This window comes from Micromonospora lutea (genome assembly GCF_016863535.1).
Taxonomy (GTDB): domain Bacteria; phylum Actinomycetota; class Actinomycetes; order Mycobacteriales; family Micromonosporaceae; genus Micromonospora; species Micromonospora lutea.
This window is the reverse complement of the sequence record NZ_BOPB01000029.1, coordinates 112014-129361: the sequence shown is the minus strand read 5'-3', so window position 1 is coordinate 129361 and position 17348 is coordinate 112014. Positions and strand designations below refer to the sequence as shown.

Genomic DNA, 17348 nt, shown 5'->3' with positions numbered 1-17348 from the left:
GCGGGGCAGGAGTCACCCGATCGGCGACAACTACGTTGCGTAGGATTCGCCTCGTGAAACGACCCGTCCGATCCCTGGCCTCCGCCGCCCTGCTGCGTCGTCTGGCGTTCGCCAACATCGTCGCGAACACCGCGATCGTGGTCACCGGCGGGGCGGTCCGGTTGACCGCCTCCGGGTTGGGCTGCCCCACCTGGCCCCGGTGCACCGACGAGTCGTACACCACCACGGCCGAGATGGGCATGCACGGGGCGATCGAGTTCGGCAACCGCCTGCTCACCTTCGTGCTGGTGCTGATCGCGGGCGCCACCCTGCTGGCCGTACTCGCGCACCGGCCCCGCCGCCGAGGTGCGGTGCCGCTGGCGCTGGCCGTCGTCTTCGGCATCGTGGCGCAGGCCGTGATCGGCGGGATCACCGTCCGTACCCAGCTGCATCCCTCGATCGTGGGCATCCACTTCGTGGTGTCGATGCTGCTGCTGCTGGCCGCGTACGCCCTGTGGCGTCGGGTGAGCGAGCCGGACGGCCGCAGGGTTCCCGTGGTGCCCCCGGCGCTGCGGACCCTCACCTGGATCACGGTGGTGGTCAGCGCGGCCGTCATCATCGTCGGGGTGGCGGTGACCGGCAGCGGCCCGCACGCCGGGGACGCCGACGCCGTCCGCAACGGCCTGGACCCGCAGACGATCTCCCAGATCCACGCCGACCTGGTATTCCTGCTCGTCGGCCTGACCGTGGGTCTGTGGCTGGCGTTGCGCGCGGTGGGCGCACCGGCACGGGCGGTGCGGGCCGCGCTGACCCTGCTCCTGGTCGAGCTGGGTCAGGGGGTTGTCGGCTTCGTGCAGTACTTCGCCAACCTGCCGGCGCTGCTGGTCGGCCTGCACATGCTCGGCTCCTGCCTGGTGTGGCTCGCCACCCTGGCCGCACTCTGGTCAACCCGCGAGCCCCACCCCGCCCAGCACCAGCCACCCACCCCGCCCCTCTCACCCCACCACGCCGGTGACCGCGAGGTTGTCGTCACCGCCACGTCGGGCGGGGCGACCACCACCTCATGATCAGCTCAGTCCGCCGAGCCGGGTGAGGATGGCGTCGGCGAGGCGGTCGGCAGCGCCGTCGGCGTGCCCGAGGAACAGCGAGGGCTCGGTCAACTCCAGCTCCACCAGCACCGGAGTGCCGTCGGGGCCGGGAATCAGATCGACCCGCGCGTAGAGCAGCCGGTCGGACCCGCCCGGTACCGCCGCGAGGGTCTGCGCCGCGACGGTCAGTTGCGCCGGCTGCGCGGTGCGGGGGCTGATCTCCTCGACCTTGTACAGCTCTTCGACGCCCTCGTCCGGCCCGGTCAGGATCGGGCCCTTGCGGATGGCGTGGCTGAAGGTCAGCCCGGTCGGGCCGGCGAGGAAGAGCAGCGCGGTCTCCCCGGCGGTGTCGACCGCGCTCAGGTACGGCTGGACCATCGCCACCCGATCGGCCGCCCCGAGCCGGCGTACGTGGGCCACGGCGAGTTCCCGGTGTCCGGGGTCGGCCAGGTCGTAACGGCCGGTGTCCTGGCTGCCGGCGCTCACCGCCGGCTTGATGACGTACTCACCGTGGTCGGCGGGGGGCTGCCACGGCTCACCGGGCGACACCCATCCGGTCGGGACGGTGGGCACGCCGGCTGCGGACAACTCGTCCAGGTAACGCTTGTCGGTGTTCCAGCGCACCACATCCGCTGGATTGGCGAGCCTCGGTACCCGCTCGGCCCAGGCGACGAAGTCGTCCCGCCGGGACATGTAGTCCCAGGGTGAGCGGAGCACGACCAGGTCGTAGCGGGCCCAGTCGACGGCCGGGTCGTCCCAGACGACCGGTTCGGCGGCGATCCCGCGCGCGGCCAGCGGGGCCAGAACGAGCCGATCGTCCTCGTCGAGATCGGCCAGTTCGGTGCAGGTGACGAGAGCGACCCGGGGTTTCCCCCGGGTCGACTTGTGGTGGTCGGTCAATTTATCTCAACGGGCCATCGTGCGACGGGCCATCGAGCGCCAGAGGTCGTTGCTCGGGCGCATCTGGTCCATCAACTCCCGTTCCCAGGCGTTCTCCACGGCGACCCCGGCCTGCGCGCAGGCCTCACGAGCGGTCACCGTGTCCTCGGCGAACTGGTCGCCCCAAGCGCCGTCTGCGCCCACCAGGACGATGCGGGCGCCGCGCTTGCCGACGTACTCGATGACCGCCTTCGCCCCGCCGTGCTCGGCGGCGAACGACTTGATGCCCGCGACCAGCCCGTTGGGGGCCTGCCCGGAGGCGGTCTGATCAGCCGTCAGCGTCGTATCGGAACCATCTGCCATAACGTGAAGCCTAAGCAGACATGCACTCGCACGGGCGAGAACAGGCAAGCTTTTGTGATACCCATTACCCGCAGGTTTAACCGACAACGGAGCCGTTTCGCCCGTATTTATCAGCATCAAATCGGGTCATTCGGAGCGGCAGAATGTCACCAAACCGGGGCGGATCCGAGGAGGACGGGACGCATCCGCATCTACCAACCATCGTGGCGACGGGCCTCGTCACCCCGCCCCGATCAGCCCCCATCAACCGGTCAGAGCAGGGCGTCGAGCGCCGCGGCGGCGAAGACGATGGTGAGGTACGACGTCGACCAGTGGAACAGCCGCATCGGCTTGACCGCCTCGCCCCGACGGGCCCGCCCGGCGAGCCGGTGCGACTCGACCAGGAAGATCGCGCCCACCACCAGCGTCGGCACGCCGTAGACCGCGCTCAGCCCCAACGCCCACACGGCCAGCGAGGTCAGCACGGTCAGCCAGGCGAACAGCACGATCTCGGCGTTGACCCGCCGGACCGAGGCGACCACCGGAAGCATCGGAATGCCGGCCCGGGCATAGTCGTCCTTGTACTTCATCGCCAACGGGTAGAAGTGCGGCATCTGCCAGAAGAAGACCACCCCGAACAGCGCCCACGCCACCGGCGACAGCGAGCCGGTCACCGCCGCCCAGCCGATCAGCACCGGCGCGGCCCCGCAGGCGCCGCCCCAGAAGGTGTTCGCCGTCGTGGTGCGCTTGAGCCACAGCGTGTAGACGACGTCGTAGTAGACGATGGCGGCCAGCGTGAGCCCGGCGGCCAGCAGATTGGTGAAGACCGCCATCACCGCGACCGAGATCGCCGCCAGCACCAGGCCGAAGATCAGCGCGTTGCGGGGCGTCACGGTGTGCGTCGGCAGCGGCCGGCGCTTCGTCCGCCGCATCACCTGGTCGATGTCCCGGTCGATGTAGCAGTTGAGCACGCTGGCCGCGCCCGCCGCGAGCGAGCCGCCGACCAGCACCACCGCCACCAGCCACAGCGACGGCAGCCCGCCGTGCGCGAGCATCATCGCCGGGACCGTGGTGACCAGCAGCAGCTCGACGATCCGCGGCTTGGTCAGCGTCACGTACGCCGCCACCACCGCCCGCAGATCGCGGGGGCGGAGCGGGGACTCCCCGGCCGTACGCACCGACCTCTGCCCGGCAGGGGTACTGACGGGGCGCTCGGTGATCATGCTCACGGATTGCCACCTTCCGGCGTCGGGAGGGGAGGTTACGGCGGCAGAACCAACTCAGGTCCACACACCGACCCACACACTACGCGTCGTCGTTTTGGCTGCCCGGGCGACCCGGCAACGGTGCCAGTCGTCACACCGACGGCTGGCGCGCCGCCCGTCGGCAGGCTGAACCGTGAAGCGGACTGAAACGTACAGACCAGCATGCTGAGATCCTCGGGCGCACGTTTAGCCACGCTCGATAGGGTCACCACTGAGGGTTCCGCCCATCTCGCCGAGGAGCACAAACCATCGTGGCTGCCAACCGACCCGAGTACCCCGCACTTGACTGGTCCGACCTCGACCGCCGTGCCGTGGACACCGTCCGCGTACTGGCCATGGACGCCGTGGAGAAATCCGGCAACGGCCACCCGGGCACCGCGATGAGCCTCGCACCGGCGGCGTACCTGCTGTTCAACCGGGTGATGCGGCACAACCCGGCCGAACCGAACTGGCCCGGCCGGGACCGCTTCGTGCTCTCCGCCGGCCACTCCAGCCTGACGCTGTACATCCAGCTCTTCCTCGCCGGCTACCCGCTCAGCCTGGACGACCTGAGGTCGCTGCGGCAGTGGGGCTCGCTCACCCCGGGCCACCCCGAGCACGGACACACCCCGGGAGTGGAGACCACCACCGGTCCGCTCGGGCAGGGCCTGGGCAACGCCGTGGGCATGGCCATGGCGGCGCGGCGCGAGCGCGGCCTGTTCGACCCGGAGGCCGAGGCCGGCGAGTCCGCCTTCGACCACCACATCTGGTGCATCGCCTCCGACGGCGACATCCAGGAGGGCATCAGCCACGAGGCCAGCGCGTTGGCCGGCCATCAGCAGCTGGGCAACCTCTGCGTCATCTACGACGACAACGAGATCTCGATCGAGGACGACACCCGGATCGCGATGAGCGAGGACGTCGCGGCCCGCTACGCCGCGTACGGCTGGCACGTGCAGACGGTCGACTGGCGGCGCGGCGACGCCGACCAGGGCGACTACCACGAGAACGTCGAGGAGCTGTACCAGGCGCTGCTGGCCGCCAAGGCGGAAACGACCCGTCCGTCGTTCATCGCGCTGCGCACCATCATCGGCTGGCCGGCACCGAACAAGCAGAACACCGGCAAGATCCACGGATCGGCGCTGGGCGCCGACGAGGTGGCCGCCACCAAGGAGATCCTCGGCTTCGACCCGGCCGGTTCCTTCGAGATCAGCGAGGAGGTCCTCGGTCACGCCCGGTCGGCGCTGGCTCGGGGCGAGGCCGCGCAGCAGGAGTGGACGGCCGCCTTCGACTCGTGGTCCAAGGCCAACCCGGAGCGTCGCGCCCTCTACGACCGGCTGGCCGGTCGGACGCTGCCCGAGGGCTGGACCGACGCCCTGCCGGAGTTCCCCGCCGACGCCAAGGGGGTCGCCACCCGGGCCGCCTCCGGCAAGGTGCTGGCCGCGCTCGCTCCGGTGCTGCCCGAACTGTGGGGCGGCTCGGCCGACCTGGCCGAGAGCAACAACACCACGATGAAGGGTGAGCCCTCCTTCGTCCCCAGCCAGTACGCCACCAAGGAGTTCCCGGGCCACGAGTACGGCCGCACCCTGCACTTCGGCATCCGCGAGCACGCCATGGGCGCGATCCTCAACGGCATCGCCCTGCACGGCGGCACCCGCCCGTACGGTGGCACCTTCCTGGTGTTCAGTGACTACATGCGGCCCTCCGTCCGGTTGGCCGCGTTGATGAAGCTGCCGGTGGTCTACGTCTGGACGCACGACTCGATCGGTCTCGGTGAGGACGGCCCGACCCACCAGCCGGTGGAGCACCTGACCGCGCTGCGGGCCATTCCCGGCCTGGACGTGGTCCGGCCGGCCGACGCCAACGAGACCGCCTGGGCCTGGCGGCAGGCGCTGGAGCACACCGACCGGCCGACCGCGCTGGCGTTGAGCCGGCAGGCGCTGCCGACGCTGGATCGCGCGCAGTTGGCCGGGGCCGACGGGGTCGCCAAGGGCGGCTACGTGCTGGCCGAGGCGTCCACCGGCAAGCCGCAGGTGATCATCATCGGTACCGGCTCCGAGGTGCAGCTCTGCCTCACCGCCCGGGAGCGGCTGGAGGCCGACGGCACCCCCACCCGGGTCGTGTCGATGCCCTGCCAGGAGTGGTTCTTCGAGCAGGACGAGGCGTACCGGGAGTCGGTGCTGCCACGCGGGGTAAAGGCCAGGGTGAGCGTGGAGGCGGGCATCGCGATGTCCTGGCGCGGCATCGTCGGCGACTGCGGCGAGAGCGTCAGCATTGAGCACTACGGCGCGAGTGCCCCGCACTCCGTGCTCTTCGAGCAGTTCGGCTTCACCCCGGACCGAATCGTCGCCGCCGCGCACGCGGCGCTGACCCGGGCCGGCGACATCACCGGTTTCACGACCGGCAACTGAGGGAGGCGTTGGCGCACATGACGACCGACAGGCTGGGTGAGCTGACCGCCGCGGGAGTGGCGGTCTGGCTCGACGATCTTTCCCGGGTACGACTCACCTCCGGCGGGCTGGACCAGCTGCGCCGGGAGAAGCACGTGGCCGGAGTGACCACCAACCCGACGATCTTCGCCAAGGCGTTGAGCGACGCCCACGAGTACGACTGGCAGCTACGGGACCTGGCCTCCCGGGGTGTCGACGTGGAAGAGGCCGTCCGCATGCTCACCACGTACGACGTGCGGTGGGCCTGCGACGTGATGCGCCCGTCGTACGACGCCAGCGGAGGTGTCGACGGTCGGGTCTCCATCGAGGTGGATCCGCGGTCGGCCCACGATTCGGTCAAGACCACCGCCGAGGCGAAGGCGCTGTGGTGGCTGGTCGACCGGCCGAACCTGTTCATCAAGATTCCGGCGACCGAGGCCGGCCTGCCGGCGATCACCGCCACGCTGGCCGAGGGGATCAGCGTCAACGTCACGCTGATCTTCGGGTTGGACCGCTACTCGCAGGTGATGGAGGCGTTCCTGGCCGGTCTGGAGCAGGCGAAGGCGAACGGCCACGACCTCAGCACGATCGGCTCGGTGGCGTCGTTCTTCGTCTCGCGGGTCGACAGCGAGGTCGACGCCCGGCTGGAGAAGATCGGCTCCGCCGAGGCCAAGGCGCTGCGTGGCAAGGCCGCGGTGGCCAACGCCCGGCTGGCGTTCGAGCGCTACAGCGAGGTCTTCGCCAGCGACCGGTGGCGGGCGCTGGCCGACGCCGGTGCTCACCCGCAGCGTCCCCTGTGGGCCTCCACCTCGACCAAGAATCCCGACTACCGGGACGTCATCTATGTCGAGGAGCTGATCGCGCCGGGCACGGTCAACACCATGCCGGAGCCGGTCATCCACGCGTACGCCGAGCACGGGGAGACCCACCCGGACACCGTCACGGGCGCGTACGACGACGCCCGCACGGTTTTCAGCGCCCTGGAGTCGGTGGGCGTGGACCTGGCCGACGTGATCGCCACGTTGGAGCGGGAGGGCGTGGAGAAGTTCGAGGCCAGCTGGCAGGAACTGCTCGACGGCGTCCGCAAGTCGTTGGCCGCCGCCAGTGCGGGCAGCAACAACCCCAAGGACGCCGCCCGCGAAAACGCCGACGCCGCCGGGCGTGCCGGAGGAGACGCGTGACGGTGCCGTCGGGCATCACCCATGCCGCCACCCGGACCGGGTGGCGGCATGGGTCGGCGGTTGCCACGCAAGCGGTTCACCGGTAGGTAGCTTCTCCAGACAACCGGTACGGTCGACGTTGATCTACCGGTACCCGGAAACCCGTACTCCTGGGGGAAGTCGCCGGACGTGACCGGTGCCCCGGCCGGTCGGCAACGTCGCTGCCGCGCCGGCAGCCGACCAGACCGGTCAGCGGCCCCGGCCGGCAACCCGGGCGCGATGGGTCGCCAGGGGTACGACGATGGACGACGTGGACGAGCGGAGCGAGGAGGCGGCGTGAACCCGCTGCGCGACCCGCAGGACCGGCGACTACCCCGGATCCCGGAGCCGTGCGCTCTGGTGATCTTCGGGGTGACCGGTGACCTGGCCCAGAAGAAACTGCTACCCGGCATCTACGACCTGGCCAATCGAGGGCTGCTGCCGCCCGGCTTCGTGGTCGTCGGCTTTGCCCGGCGGGACTGGTGCGACGGCGATTTCGCGTCGCTGGCCCGCGAGGCGGCCAAGGCACACTCCCGGACACCGTGGCGGGAGGAGGTGTGGTCCCGACTCGAACACAACATCAGGTTCGTCGGTGGGTCGTTCGACGACGACACCGCCTTCGACAATCTGGCGAATTGTCTGGACGGCCTGCGCGACAGCCACGGGATCCACGGCAACGCGGCCTTCTACTTCTCCATCCCACCGGCGGCGTTCCCGGTGGTGCTCAAGCAGCTGGCCCGCACCGGAATGGCCGACAACGAGAAGTGCGGCGGCTGGCGCCGGGTGGTGGTGGAGAAGCCGTTCGGCCACGACCTGCCCTCGGCCAAGGCGCTCAACGATCTCGTCGACGACGTCTTCACCCGGCAGGACGTCTTCCGCATCGACCACTACCTGGGCAAGGAGACGGTCCAGAACATCCTCGCCCTGCGCTTCGCCAACAGCCTCTTCGAGCCGCTGTGGAACTCGCAGTACGTCGACTCGGTGCAGATCACCATGGCCGAGGACGTCGGCATCGGCAGCCGGGCCGGCTTCTACGATTCGGTCGGCACCGCCCGTGACGTGTTGCAGAATCACCTGCTGCAACTGCTCGCCCTGGTGGCGATGGAGGAGCCGACCAGCTTCGACGCCGACGAGATCCGGGCCGAGAAGCTCAAGGTGCTCAAGGCGATCACGCTGCCGAAGGACGTCAGCGAGGGCACGGTACGCGGTCAGTACCTTCCCGGCTGGGTCGGCGGGCAGCGAGCCAGGGGCTACCTGGAGGAGGACGGCGTCCCGCCGACGTCGACCACCGAGACGTACGTGGCGGTGCGGCTCGGCATCCAGAACCGTCGGTGGGCGGAGGTGCCGTTCTACATCCGGGCCGGCAAGCGGCTGCCGCGGCGGGTCACCGAGGTCGCGGTGGTGTTCAAGCAGGCGCCGCACCTGCCGTTCACCGCGGCCGACATGGAGATGCTCGGCAACAACCAGCTGGTGATCCGGGTTCAGCCGGATGAGGGCGTGGTGCTCAAGTTCGGTTCGAAGGTGCCCGGCACCACGATGGAGGTCCGCGACATCGCGATGGACTTCCAGTACGGCGAGGCGTTCACCGAGTCCAGCCCGGAGGCGTACGAACGGCTGGTGCTGGACGTGCTGATCGGCGACCGGACGCTCTTCCCGGACGCCGCCGAGGTCGAGCAGAGCTGGGCCGTGGTCGACCCGCTGGAGCACGCCTGGGACGGCACGAAGCCCGAGCCCTACCGGTCCGGCGAGTGGGGCCCACGAGCCGCCGACGAGATGCTGGCCCGCGAGGGCCGGGCCTGGCGGCGGGCGTGAGCGAGCGAACCATCGGGCTCAGCAGCGCCGCGCCTCGCGCCGCCGGTGAGCGAAGCGAGGCGGCGGGCGTGAGCGAGCGAGGCAGGAGGCTGCGGTGATCGGACTGTGGGACACCACCGGCAACGAGGTGGTCAAAGCGCTCGCCGCGGAACGGCGCAGCGCGGGCGGAGTGGCCAGCGGCATGGCGCTGACCCTGATCGTGGTGGTGGACGAGAAGCGGGTCCGCGACGCGGAGGCGGCAGCCACCATCGCCGCCGCCGCGCACCCGTGCCGACTGTTGGTGGTGGTCCGCTCCGACGTGGACCGGGACCGCAACCGGCTCGACGCCGAAATCGTGGTCGGTGGGCGGCTGGGCCCCTGCGAGGCCGTGGTGATGCGGATGTACGGGCGGCTGGCGCTGCACGCCGAGTCCGTGGTGATGCCGCTGCTGGTGCCGGACGTACCAGTGGTCACCTGGTGGCACGGTGAGCCGCCCGAGGAGATCGCGACCGACTTCCTCGGGGTGGTCGCCGACCGGCGCATCACCGACTCCGCGCAGGCCACCGACCCGATTGCGGCGCTGCGGCAGCGGGCCCGCGACTACGTCTCCGGCGACACCGACCTCGCCTGGACCAGGATCACGCCGTGGCGCACCCTGGTGGCCGGTGCCTTCGACACCACGGAGGCGCAGCTGACCGAGGCGACTGTGGTCGCGCCACCGAGCGACCCGACCGCCGCGCTGATGCGTGGCTGGCTGCGTAGCCGGCTCGACATCAAGCCGCGCTGGGACCGTACCCGGGAATATCCCCGGATGCGGGAGGTCCAGTTGCGCTGCGCCAACGGTGACGAGTTGACGCTGACCCGTGAGGACAGCGTGGCCACGTTCCGGCGTACCGGCCAGGAGGACCGGATCCTGCCGCTGGTGCGCCGGCCGCTCGGTGACGAACTGGCCGAGGAGCTGCGCCGGCTCGGCACCGACCAGGTGTACGCGGAGGCGTTGGGCGCCTTCGCCGGGCTCACCAACCTGGACCGGCGTCCCAGCCAGCGGGTGCACGTCTGGAAGGACCCGGCCACCGCCCAGCGGGCCGAGGCCGGCGTCACCGCGCATGCCACGACGAACAACACCAGTTCCTGACCCCCGACCCTCAGGTACGCACGACACCGACCGCAACGCGGTCCTGGGAGGACACCATGAGTGAGGCGAGTGTCGCGGTCCACGCCGACGCCGACCTGCTGGCGCAGGCGGTCGCGGCCCGACTGGTGGTGCGGCTGCTCGACGCACAGGCCGCACGCGGCCAGGCGTCGGTGGTGCTCACCGGGGGTCGGATCGCCGCGGCGGTCTACCGTGCGGTGGGCGCACTGCCCGCCCGGGACGCGGTCGACTGGTCCCGGGTCGACTTCTGGTGGGGCGACGAACGGTTCCTGCCGGCCGGCGACCCGGAACGTAACGAGACCCAGGCCCGCGCCGCGCTGCTCGACGCGCTACCGGTGGACCCGGACCGGATCCACGCCATGCCGGCCTCCGACGGCGGTGCCGACCCGGAGGAGGCCGCCGCCTGGTACGCGGCAGAACTGGCCCGCGCGGCCCGGCCCGGCACCGCGGTGCTGCCCCACTTCGACGTGCTGCTGCTCGGCGTCGGTGAGGACGGGCACGTCGCCTCGGTCTTTCCGGAGCATCCGGTGCACTACGAGAGCCGGCCGGTCAGCGCGGTGCGGGGCAGCCCGAAGCCACCGCCGGTACGCATCACCCTCACTCTCTCGACGATCAACACCGCCGAAGAGGTGTGGCTGGTGGCCGGTGGCGGCGACAAGGCGCACGCGGTCGGCATGGCGCTGGCCGGTGCCGGGCCGGTGCAGGTGCCAGCGGCCGGGGTTCAGGGCACCGGACGTACCCTCTGGCTGCTGGACCGCGCCGCCGCGGGCGACCTGCCGGCCCGCTTCCGCAGCCTGCGCTGACGGGCGTGCACACCGAACTGGTACCAGCGACTGTCACCTAGCTGGTCTGGCTCTCACCCTCTCCTGACCGAAGACTGTGCTCACCGACTGAAGGTGAGTCCTGTTCGTCCACGCTCGCCGGGAGGTCGGATCACCATGCGACGGTGTGGGCTCGGGAGGGGCTACGGTGAAGGAACTGTTGCTGATCGGTGCCGGCTACATGGGCACCCCCTACCTGACCGCCGCCGAGCGCCTCGGGGTACGCGTCACCGTGGTCGAGTCGGCCCTGCACCGCGACCGGCTCGCTCCGCAGGCGGACCGCTTCATTCTCACCGAAGGCACCGCCGAGGAGGACTGGGCGGCAGCGGCCACCGCCGCCGCCTATTCGTGTGAACCGGACGGTGTGTTGGGGTTCGCCGAGCCGCAGGTCATCGCCGCCGCCCTGGTCCAGGACGCCCTCGACGTGCCCGGCCCGTCGCTGCATGCCGCCGTCGTCTCACGGAACAAGGCCCTGCAACGTGGCTGTTTCGCGACCGCCGGGCTGTGTCAACCGAAGTACCTGATCGTTCCGGACGTCGAATCGGGTGTCAGCTGGGCCCGGAACCGCTATCCGGTGATCGCCAAGCCGCTGCACAGCAGCGGGAGCGCCGGCGTGGTCCAGGTGCTGGACGAGCCCACTCTCGTCGCCGTGCTCCAGTCCCGGCTGCCGCAGGAGAAGGTGCTGCTGGAGGAGTTCCTCGTCGGCGCGGAGTACAGCTGGGAGGCACTCGTCCGGGGCGGTGAGGTGATCTTCGAGAACGTCACCGCGAAGGAGACGACCGGCCCACCGGACTTCGTCGAGCTGGCGCATGTCGGTGGCGCGCGGATGTCCGGTGCGGACATGTTCACGATCAACAGCCTGGGCCGTGGTGTCGTGGCGGCGATGCGGATGCAGACCGGCATCGTGCACCTGGAGTTCCGGATGACCGCGGACGGTCCGGCGATCGTCGAGGTCGCGGTCCGCACGCCCGGCGACTACATCATGGACGTCATCGCACTCACCCACCGGTTCGACCCGTACGCCGCGCTGATCGCGATGGCGCTGGACCTGCCGGTCGCCCTGCCCTCGACCGCGACGCCGGGAGCGCACGGCGCCAGCTGGTTCCCGCAGTTCCCCGCCGGTCGGGTGGCACGCGTCAACGGGCTGGACGCCTTGCGCACCCAGCCGTGGGTGGCCGACGTCAAGCTCAAGGTGCGGGCCGGCGAGACGATCACCCCGTACTCCTCGTCGGCGCAGCGGGTGGGGCACGTCCTGTTCCAGGCTCCCGACCTCGACGAGTTGACCGCGGCGATGGAGCTGGCCCGCAGCACGCTCACCGTGGAACTGGTCGACGAGCCACCACCGTCCGAACCGGCCATCGGGCTCAGCGCGTCCGTGTCCCCGTCGTCCAGCCGAGCTGGCTAGCCGAACGCAGTCGTCACAGGGCTGTGGCCCTTTTCGATTCCGCTTCGTGCCCCACGGGTGTGGCCTAGGGAGACACCTCATGCAAGGCGACCTTCAGCCGGTCATCGTCGGCTACGGACGAGCCGGTCGTGACCTGCACCATCGTGCGCTACGGCCGCTCCTCGACCCGGACGACACGGTGATCGTCGTGGACCCACGTCCGGTGCCGGCGCAGCCGGGAATCCGGTGGGTGGCGACGCTGACCGAAGCAACGCAGGCCCTGCACGCGATGTCCGTACCGATGCGTCGGGCGGTCTTCCACCTGACCACTCCCCCTGTCGCGCACCTGTCCGGAGTGGAGCAGCTCGTCGCGCTCGGAGCCCGTCAGGTGATCCTGGAGAAGCCGATCGCCACCAGCGTGGCGGAGGCGCGTCGGATCGCCGACCTGTCGGGCGCCATCGACGTCATGCCGGTGAGTGTCTGGCTGGAGAGCACCACGACGACGGTGGTGGAGCGCGCAGTCGCCGCCGGTGAGGTCGGCCAGGTGACGGCTCTGCACATGGAGCAGAGCAAGCCCCGGTTCCGGCGGAACCTGGAGGCCACCGACGCGCACACCACGCCCTTCGACGTCGAGTTGCCGCATCAGATGCTGCTCGCGCTGCACCTGGCCGGGGTGGACGCCGCCGTCGGATCCGCCGTCCGGTGGCCGATGTCCTCCTGTGACCAGTACGGACACGTCATGGGTGGCGCCGCGGTCACGCTGACGCACGGATCGGCCGTCACCAGCACCCTGCTGTCCGATCTCACCGCACCGATCCGACGCCGCCGGCTGGTCGTGACCGGCACGCACGGCCAGATCGTGGCCGACTATCCGCTGAGCTCGGACGACGACTACGGGCAGGTACGCATCCGTGGTCGTGGCGATCGCCAGATCGTCCGGGATCTGCCGCTGTCCCAGTTCCTGAAGGCCGCGTACGACTCGCGGCGCGGCGCCAGCCCGCCACCCCGCGGCGATCTCGGCATGCACGTACGCAGCATCGAGCTGCTGGACCAGGCTCGGAGCACCGCCGTGACCGTTCCGCCTCAGGTGACGCTTCCCCAGCTGACGGAGTTCGCATCATGGCAAGGCTGATCATCATCGAGCCAAGGTCGTCCGGTTGCCTGCTCATCGACCGCGCCCGGGAACTCGGCCACGATCCGGTGGTGCTGACCGCCGACCGGGGTGAGCGGACCATCCCCCGCGAGCGGTTGGCCGCCGCGAGCGAGGTGAAGATCATCGACACGAACGACGACGCCTCCGTGCTCGACCTGCTGGAGACGTTGCACGACGCCTCGCCGTTGGGTGCCGTACTACCCGGCTTCGAACACTACGTCCCGGTCGCCGCCCGGGCGGCGGCCAACCTGGGTCTGCCCGGGATCGATCCGGACGCAGCGATGAAGCTGCACTACAAACACCTGATGCGGCAGGCGGTCACCGACGCGGCCGTGGACCAGCCCGCCGCCGTGCTGGTCACCGAGCCGAACGAGGTCGAGGCCGCGGTCACGAAGGTCGGCCTGCCCTGTGTGGTGAAGCCGGTCAACCAGTCCGGCAGCCTCTTCGTCCGTCGGGTGGACACGCTGGACGAGGCGTTGGCCGCGATCGACCGCATCCGCGACCCGGCCGCCACCTATCTGGACCGGCAGACGTTGCCCGTCGCGCTGGTCGAGGAGTACGTGCGGGGGCCGGAGTTCAGCATCGAGGGGTACGTCCACGACGGCGTGACACACGTCCTGTGTATCACCGAGAAGGTGCTCGGGGCCGAGCCCTGGTTCGTGGAGGCGGGACACGTCCTGCCGGCCGACCTGCCGACCGGCGTGGCGGCCGAGGTGACCGCCTATGTCCGACGGGTCGTCGCCGCGCTCGGTCTCGGGCTGGGTCCGTTCCACGCCGAGGTCCGGCTGGCCGACCGGGGGCCTCTGTTGATGGAGCTCGCGGCCAGGTTGCCGGGCGATCACATCCCGATCCTGCTGTCACTGGCGCAGGACATCGACATGCACGCGATCACGCTGCGTGCCTACCTGGGTGAGCCGATCGGTGCGCTGGCGCACGGCGTCCGTCGACAGACCGCGGGCATCCGTTACTTCCTGCGGCCGCAGATCCACCGCTTCACGACGATGACGGTCGGCCACCGGGTGGCCGACGATCCTCGGATCAAGGAGATCTGCCTGCTGCATTCGCCCGGTGCCGAGGTGCCGGATCCCGGGAGCTCGTCCGGTCGGCTCGGCTACGTCGTGGCCACCGGCGCGACCTATCAGGAGACGACCGCTCTACTCGACGCGGTAGACGCGGCGGTCGTCTTTTCATGATCTTCTCATCCACCGCCTCGTTCAGGAGTTGACCGTGTCCCGTCACATTCTCATCCTCAACCGATGGAGCAACGAGTTCGGCGAGTACCACCGCTACGTCGACCACCGGAGCAACCGGGTGGCGTACCTGACCACGCCGGCCGGGCGGGAACCGCTGGACGAGCAGCTCGCCGAGGCGATCATCACGCTGCCTGACCTCGGTGACGTGGCGGCGGTCACCACCCAGGCCAAGGAGCTGTCCACCCGGTACGGACAGTTCGATCACATCATCGCGTTGTCCGAGTTCGACCTGGAGACGGCGGCCGAGTTGCGGGCCATCCTCGATGTGCCCGGCAAGGACTCGGCGGAGGTGCTGAAGGTCCGCGACAAGCTGGTCATGAAGCGGCACATCGAGCAGGCCGGGCTGCGGGTGCCGGCGTACGGCCCGGCGAACTCGGCCGACCAGGTGCGGGAGCTGGTCCGGCGGGTGGGCCTGCCGATCGTGCTCAAGCCCCGGGCGGGTGCCGACAGTCAAGGAGTCTTCGTCTGCCGTACGCAGGACGAACTGAACAGGCTGCTGACCGACGAGTCGTTCACCGACTACGAAGGCGAAGAGTTCGTCGAGGGCGGGCTCTACCAGGTGGACGGGGTGGTCCAGCACGGTCGGCTGCTGGTCGTCCGAAGCTGGCAGTGCCTGGCCGGATGTCTCGACTTCGCCCAGGGCACGCCGTTCGGCTCGGTCGCCAACGACGATGCCGAGTTCGAGCGGCGGGTGGTCTCCTACACCGAGCGGGTGCTGGCCGCGTTGGGCCTCACCGACGACGTGTTTCACCTGGAGTTCTTCCGCACCGACACACCGGTCGGCGACGACGAGCACGCCGACATGGTCTTCCTGGAGATCGGCGCCCGGGCCGGCGGGGGTCAGGTGCGGTTCGTCTGGCGCGACGTGTACGGCGTCGACCTGATCGACGCCTCGGTCAGGCTGCAGATCGGGGAGAACCTGGAGCTGCCGGCGATGGACCTCGGCACCGTGGCCGGCTACCTGATGATGCCGGAGCCGCCGGTACGCCCCGCGGTCGTCCACGGGGTCGGTTCCCTGCGCGGCCGGGTGCCCGACCTGTACGACGAGACCCTGCCGCCGCCCGGCGCGGTCCTGAACGGCACGGGCGGCGCCCGCCACACGGCCGGCACGTTCCGGTTCCGTGCGCCCACCGCCGCACGGGTCAAGCAGGCGATCTCCCGGGCCGCCGAGCTGTACGAGTTGTCCTGGTCGCCGGCGCAGGACGAGCGCGACGCCGCCGGAACGCACGGGTGAGCCAGGACCGCGGAGCCGACTCGCTGCTGTCTGACCCCCCGTCGCCCGACCGGCCGCCGGAGGTGGCGGCATCGCTGTGGCGTCACCCCGACTTCCTCCGGCTCTGGGGAGCACAGACCATCGCGATGCTCGGTTCCCGAGTGACCGAGTTGGCGCTGCCGCTGACCGCGATTCTGCTCCTGGACGCCGGACCGACCAGCCTGGGCCTGCTCAACGTCGCCGAGTATCTGCCCTTCACCCTGGTCACGCTCTTCGCCGGGGTGTTGGCCGACCGTTACCGACGGCGTGGCCTGCTCATCGGTGCCAACGTCGGCCGAGCGTTGATCCTGGCGGTGGTGCCGCTGCTCGCGCTGACCGATCAGCTGTCCATGACGGCTCTCTACGTCGTGGCCTTCCTGGTGGGTGTCCTGACCTCGCAGTTCGACGTCGCATACCAGGCGTACGTGCCGGTGCTGGTGTCGCGGGCCCAGCTGGTCGAGGCCAACTCGAAGCTTCAGTCCACCCGGTCCATCGCCGAGACCGGTGGCAAGGGTTTCAGCGGTGTGCTCATCCAGGTGTTCACCGCTCCCGGCGCGATCATCGTCGACTGCCTGACGTACCTGATCTCCGCCGCGTCCTTGCTGGCCATCAAGACCCGTGAGCCTCGTCGTCCCGCCACCTCCCGAGAGTCCAGGAGCGTGTGGAGCGAGATCGGCGAGGGGTTGCGGGCAACCCTCGGTCATCGCATTCTCCGGGCCGTCCTTCTCCAGGCCGCGTGGTTCAACCTGTTCCATGACGTCGTCCTGGTGCTGTTTCCCCTGTACGGCCTCAAGGACCTGGAGCTGTCGCCGGCGCTGCTCGGGTTCATCATCGCCTCGGCCAGCGTCGGTGCCTTCGGTGGCTCGCTGATCGCGGGAGGGCTGGCGCGACGCCTGGGGATCGGCCCCGCGATGGTCGCGGGCGTGCTGACCTCGGCACTGGGACTCCTGGCGTTGCCGCTGGCCGCCGGCCCGCCGACGGTGCAGTTGCTGCTGCTCGGCGCGGGGTACGTGATCAGCGGCGTGGGCATCACCATCTTCAACATCCACTCGGTGGCGCTGCGTCAGGCGATCATCCCCAACCGGCTCCTGGGGCGGGTCAGTGGTACCTACCGCTTCGTCGCCTGGGCGGTCATCCCGGTGGGTGGCCTGCTCGCCGGTGTTCTGGCAAACGTCCTGACCGCCCGAGGCGCCCTGTTGATCGCCGGTATCGGCCTGATCGTCGGGGCCGTGGTGTTCGCGTTCACCCCGGCCGGACGGATCGCCGAGGCACCGGAGGGCCCCGAGGCCGAGATGCCGACCAACCTCAAGCGCTCGGGCGACCCGATGCAGTGATCCGGCCGTGGCCACTGCGCCACACCGCCCGACACGCGCTCCCGTTG

General features: G+C 70.2%; 14 protein-coding genes. 11 read left to right on the top strand and 3 right to left on the bottom strand.

Going from position 1 to position 17348, the window contains the following annotated elements; genetic code table 11:
- The first annotated feature begins 35 nt into the window (after positions 1–35).
- Complete coding sequence (locus Vlu01_RS23290) at positions 36–1046, top strand: COX15/CtaA family protein (protein WP_373307504.1); 1011 nt, start codon at positions 36–38, stop codon at positions 1044–1046.
- Here the strand turns inward: Vlu01_RS23290 and Vlu01_RS23285 are convergent, their stop codons facing one another.
- The 3 genes from Vlu01_RS23285 to Vlu01_RS23275 all read right to left on the bottom strand — a co-directional run bounded on the left by Vlu01_RS23285 (position 1047) and on the right by Vlu01_RS23275 (position 3517).
- A complete protein-coding gene (locus tag Vlu01_RS23285) occupies positions 1047–1967 on the bottom strand; it encodes an ATP-grasp domain-containing protein (protein ID WP_204003228.1) in 921 nt (306 codons plus the stop codon). It lies immediately after the preceding gene.
- A 6-nt stretch (positions 1968–1973) separates the two neighbouring features.
- Positions 1974–2309, bottom strand: a complete 336-nt coding sequence (locus tag Vlu01_RS23280; RefSeq protein WP_204003226.1) for a hypothetical protein — start codon at positions 2307–2309, stop codon at positions 1974–1976.
- A 251-nt stretch (positions 2310–2560) separates the two neighbouring features.
- The gene (locus tag Vlu01_RS23275; RefSeq protein ID WP_204003222.1) at positions 2561–3517 is read right to left on the bottom strand and encodes a heme o synthase; all 957 of its coding nucleotides are present in this window, start codon (positions 3515–3517) and stop codon (positions 2561–2563) included.
- A 287-nt stretch (positions 3518–3804) separates the two neighbouring features.
- Between Vlu01_RS23275 and tkt the strand changes: the two genes are divergently transcribed.
- From tkt to Vlu01_RS23225, 10 genes are all read left to right on the top strand, one after another.
- On the top strand, positions 3805–5943 hold the full coding sequence (gene tkt / locus Vlu01_RS23270) for a transketolase (RefSeq protein WP_204003221.1): 2139 nt from the start codon (positions 3805–3807) through the stop codon (positions 5941–5943).
- A 17-nt stretch (positions 5944–5960) separates the two neighbouring features.
- On the top strand, positions 5961–7142 hold the full coding sequence (gene tal, locus Vlu01_RS23265) for a transaldolase (protein WP_204003219.1): 1182 nt from the start codon (positions 5961–5963) through the stop codon (positions 7140–7142).
- A 258-nt stretch (positions 7143–7400) separates the two neighbouring features.
- Positions 7401–8972 (top strand): glucose-6-phosphate dehydrogenase, encoded by a 1572-nt coding sequence (gene zwf, locus Vlu01_RS23260; protein ID WP_204003323.1) that lies wholly within the window; start codon positions 7401–7403, stop codon positions 8970–8972.
- Positions 8973–9066: 94 nt separating this feature from the next.
- Entirely contained in the window at positions 9067–10086 is a 1020-nt protein-coding gene (locus tag Vlu01_RS23255) for a glucose-6-phosphate dehydrogenase assembly protein OpcA (RefSeq protein ID WP_204003216.1), read from the top strand.
- A gap of 56 nt (positions 10087–10142) precedes the next feature.
- Complete coding sequence (pgl, locus tag Vlu01_RS23250; protein ID WP_204003214.1) at positions 10143–10907, top strand: 6-phosphogluconolactonase; 765 nt, start codon at positions 10143–10145, stop codon at positions 10905–10907.
- A gap of 166 nt (positions 10908–11073) precedes the next feature.
- Positions 11074–12330 carry an ATP-grasp domain-containing protein gene (locus Vlu01_RS23245; RefSeq protein ID WP_204003212.1) on the top strand — a complete coding sequence of 419 codons (1257 nt, stop codon included), beginning with the start codon at positions 11074–11076 and terminating at the stop codon, positions 12328–12330.
- A 79-nt stretch (positions 12331–12409) separates the two neighbouring features.
- Positions 12410–13441, top strand: coding sequence for a Gfo/Idh/MocA family oxidoreductase (locus tag Vlu01_RS23240; protein ID WP_204003209.1), 1032 nt, complete (start codon positions 12410–12412; stop codon positions 13439–13441).
- Positions 13429–14655: an ATP-grasp domain-containing protein gene (locus tag Vlu01_RS23235; protein ID WP_204003207.1), complete on the top strand. Its 1227-nt coding sequence runs from the start codon at positions 13429–13431 to the stop codon at positions 14653–14655. The genes Vlu01_RS23240 and Vlu01_RS23235 overlap by 13 nt, the downstream gene beginning before the upstream one ends.
- 34 nt (positions 14656–14689) lie before the next feature.
- Positions 14690–15949 (top strand): ATP-grasp domain-containing protein, encoded by a 1260-nt coding sequence (locus tag Vlu01_RS23230; protein WP_204003206.1) that lies wholly within the window; start codon positions 14690–14692, stop codon positions 15947–15949.
- Positions 15946–17301 (top strand): MFS transporter, encoded by a 1356-nt coding sequence (locus Vlu01_RS23225; protein ID WP_204003205.1) that lies wholly within the window; start codon positions 15946–15948, stop codon positions 17299–17301. Before Vlu01_RS23230 ends, Vlu01_RS23225 begins: the two co-directional genes overlap by 4 nt.
- Positions 17302–17348: the final 47 nt, after the last annotated feature.

Excerpts from the sequence above, each read along its gene's own strand:
- Vlu01_RS23240 (WP_204003209.1), top strand. The coding sequence starts at position 12,410 with ATGCAAGGCGACCTTCAGCCGGTCATCGTCGGCTACGGACGAGCCGGT.
- zwf (WP_204003323.1), top strand. The coding sequence starts at position 7,401 with ATGGGTCGCCAGGGGTACGACGATGGACGACGTGGACGAGCGGAGCGA.
- pgl (WP_204003214.1), top strand. The coding sequence starts at position 10,143 with ATGAGTGAGGCGAGTGTCGCGGTCCACGCCGACGCCGACCTGCTGGCG.
- tal (WP_204003219.1), top strand. The coding sequence starts at position 5,961 with ATGACGACCGACAGGCTGGGTGAGCTGACCGCCGCGGGAGTGGCGGTC.
- Vlu01_RS23235 (WP_204003207.1), top strand. The coding sequence starts at position 13,429 with ATGGCAAGGCTGATCATCATCGAGCCAAGGTCGTCCGGTTGCCTGCTC.
- Vlu01_RS23280 (WP_204003226.1), bottom strand. The coding sequence starts at position 2,309 with ATGGCAGATGGTTCCGATACGACGCTGACGGCTGATCAGACCGCCTCC.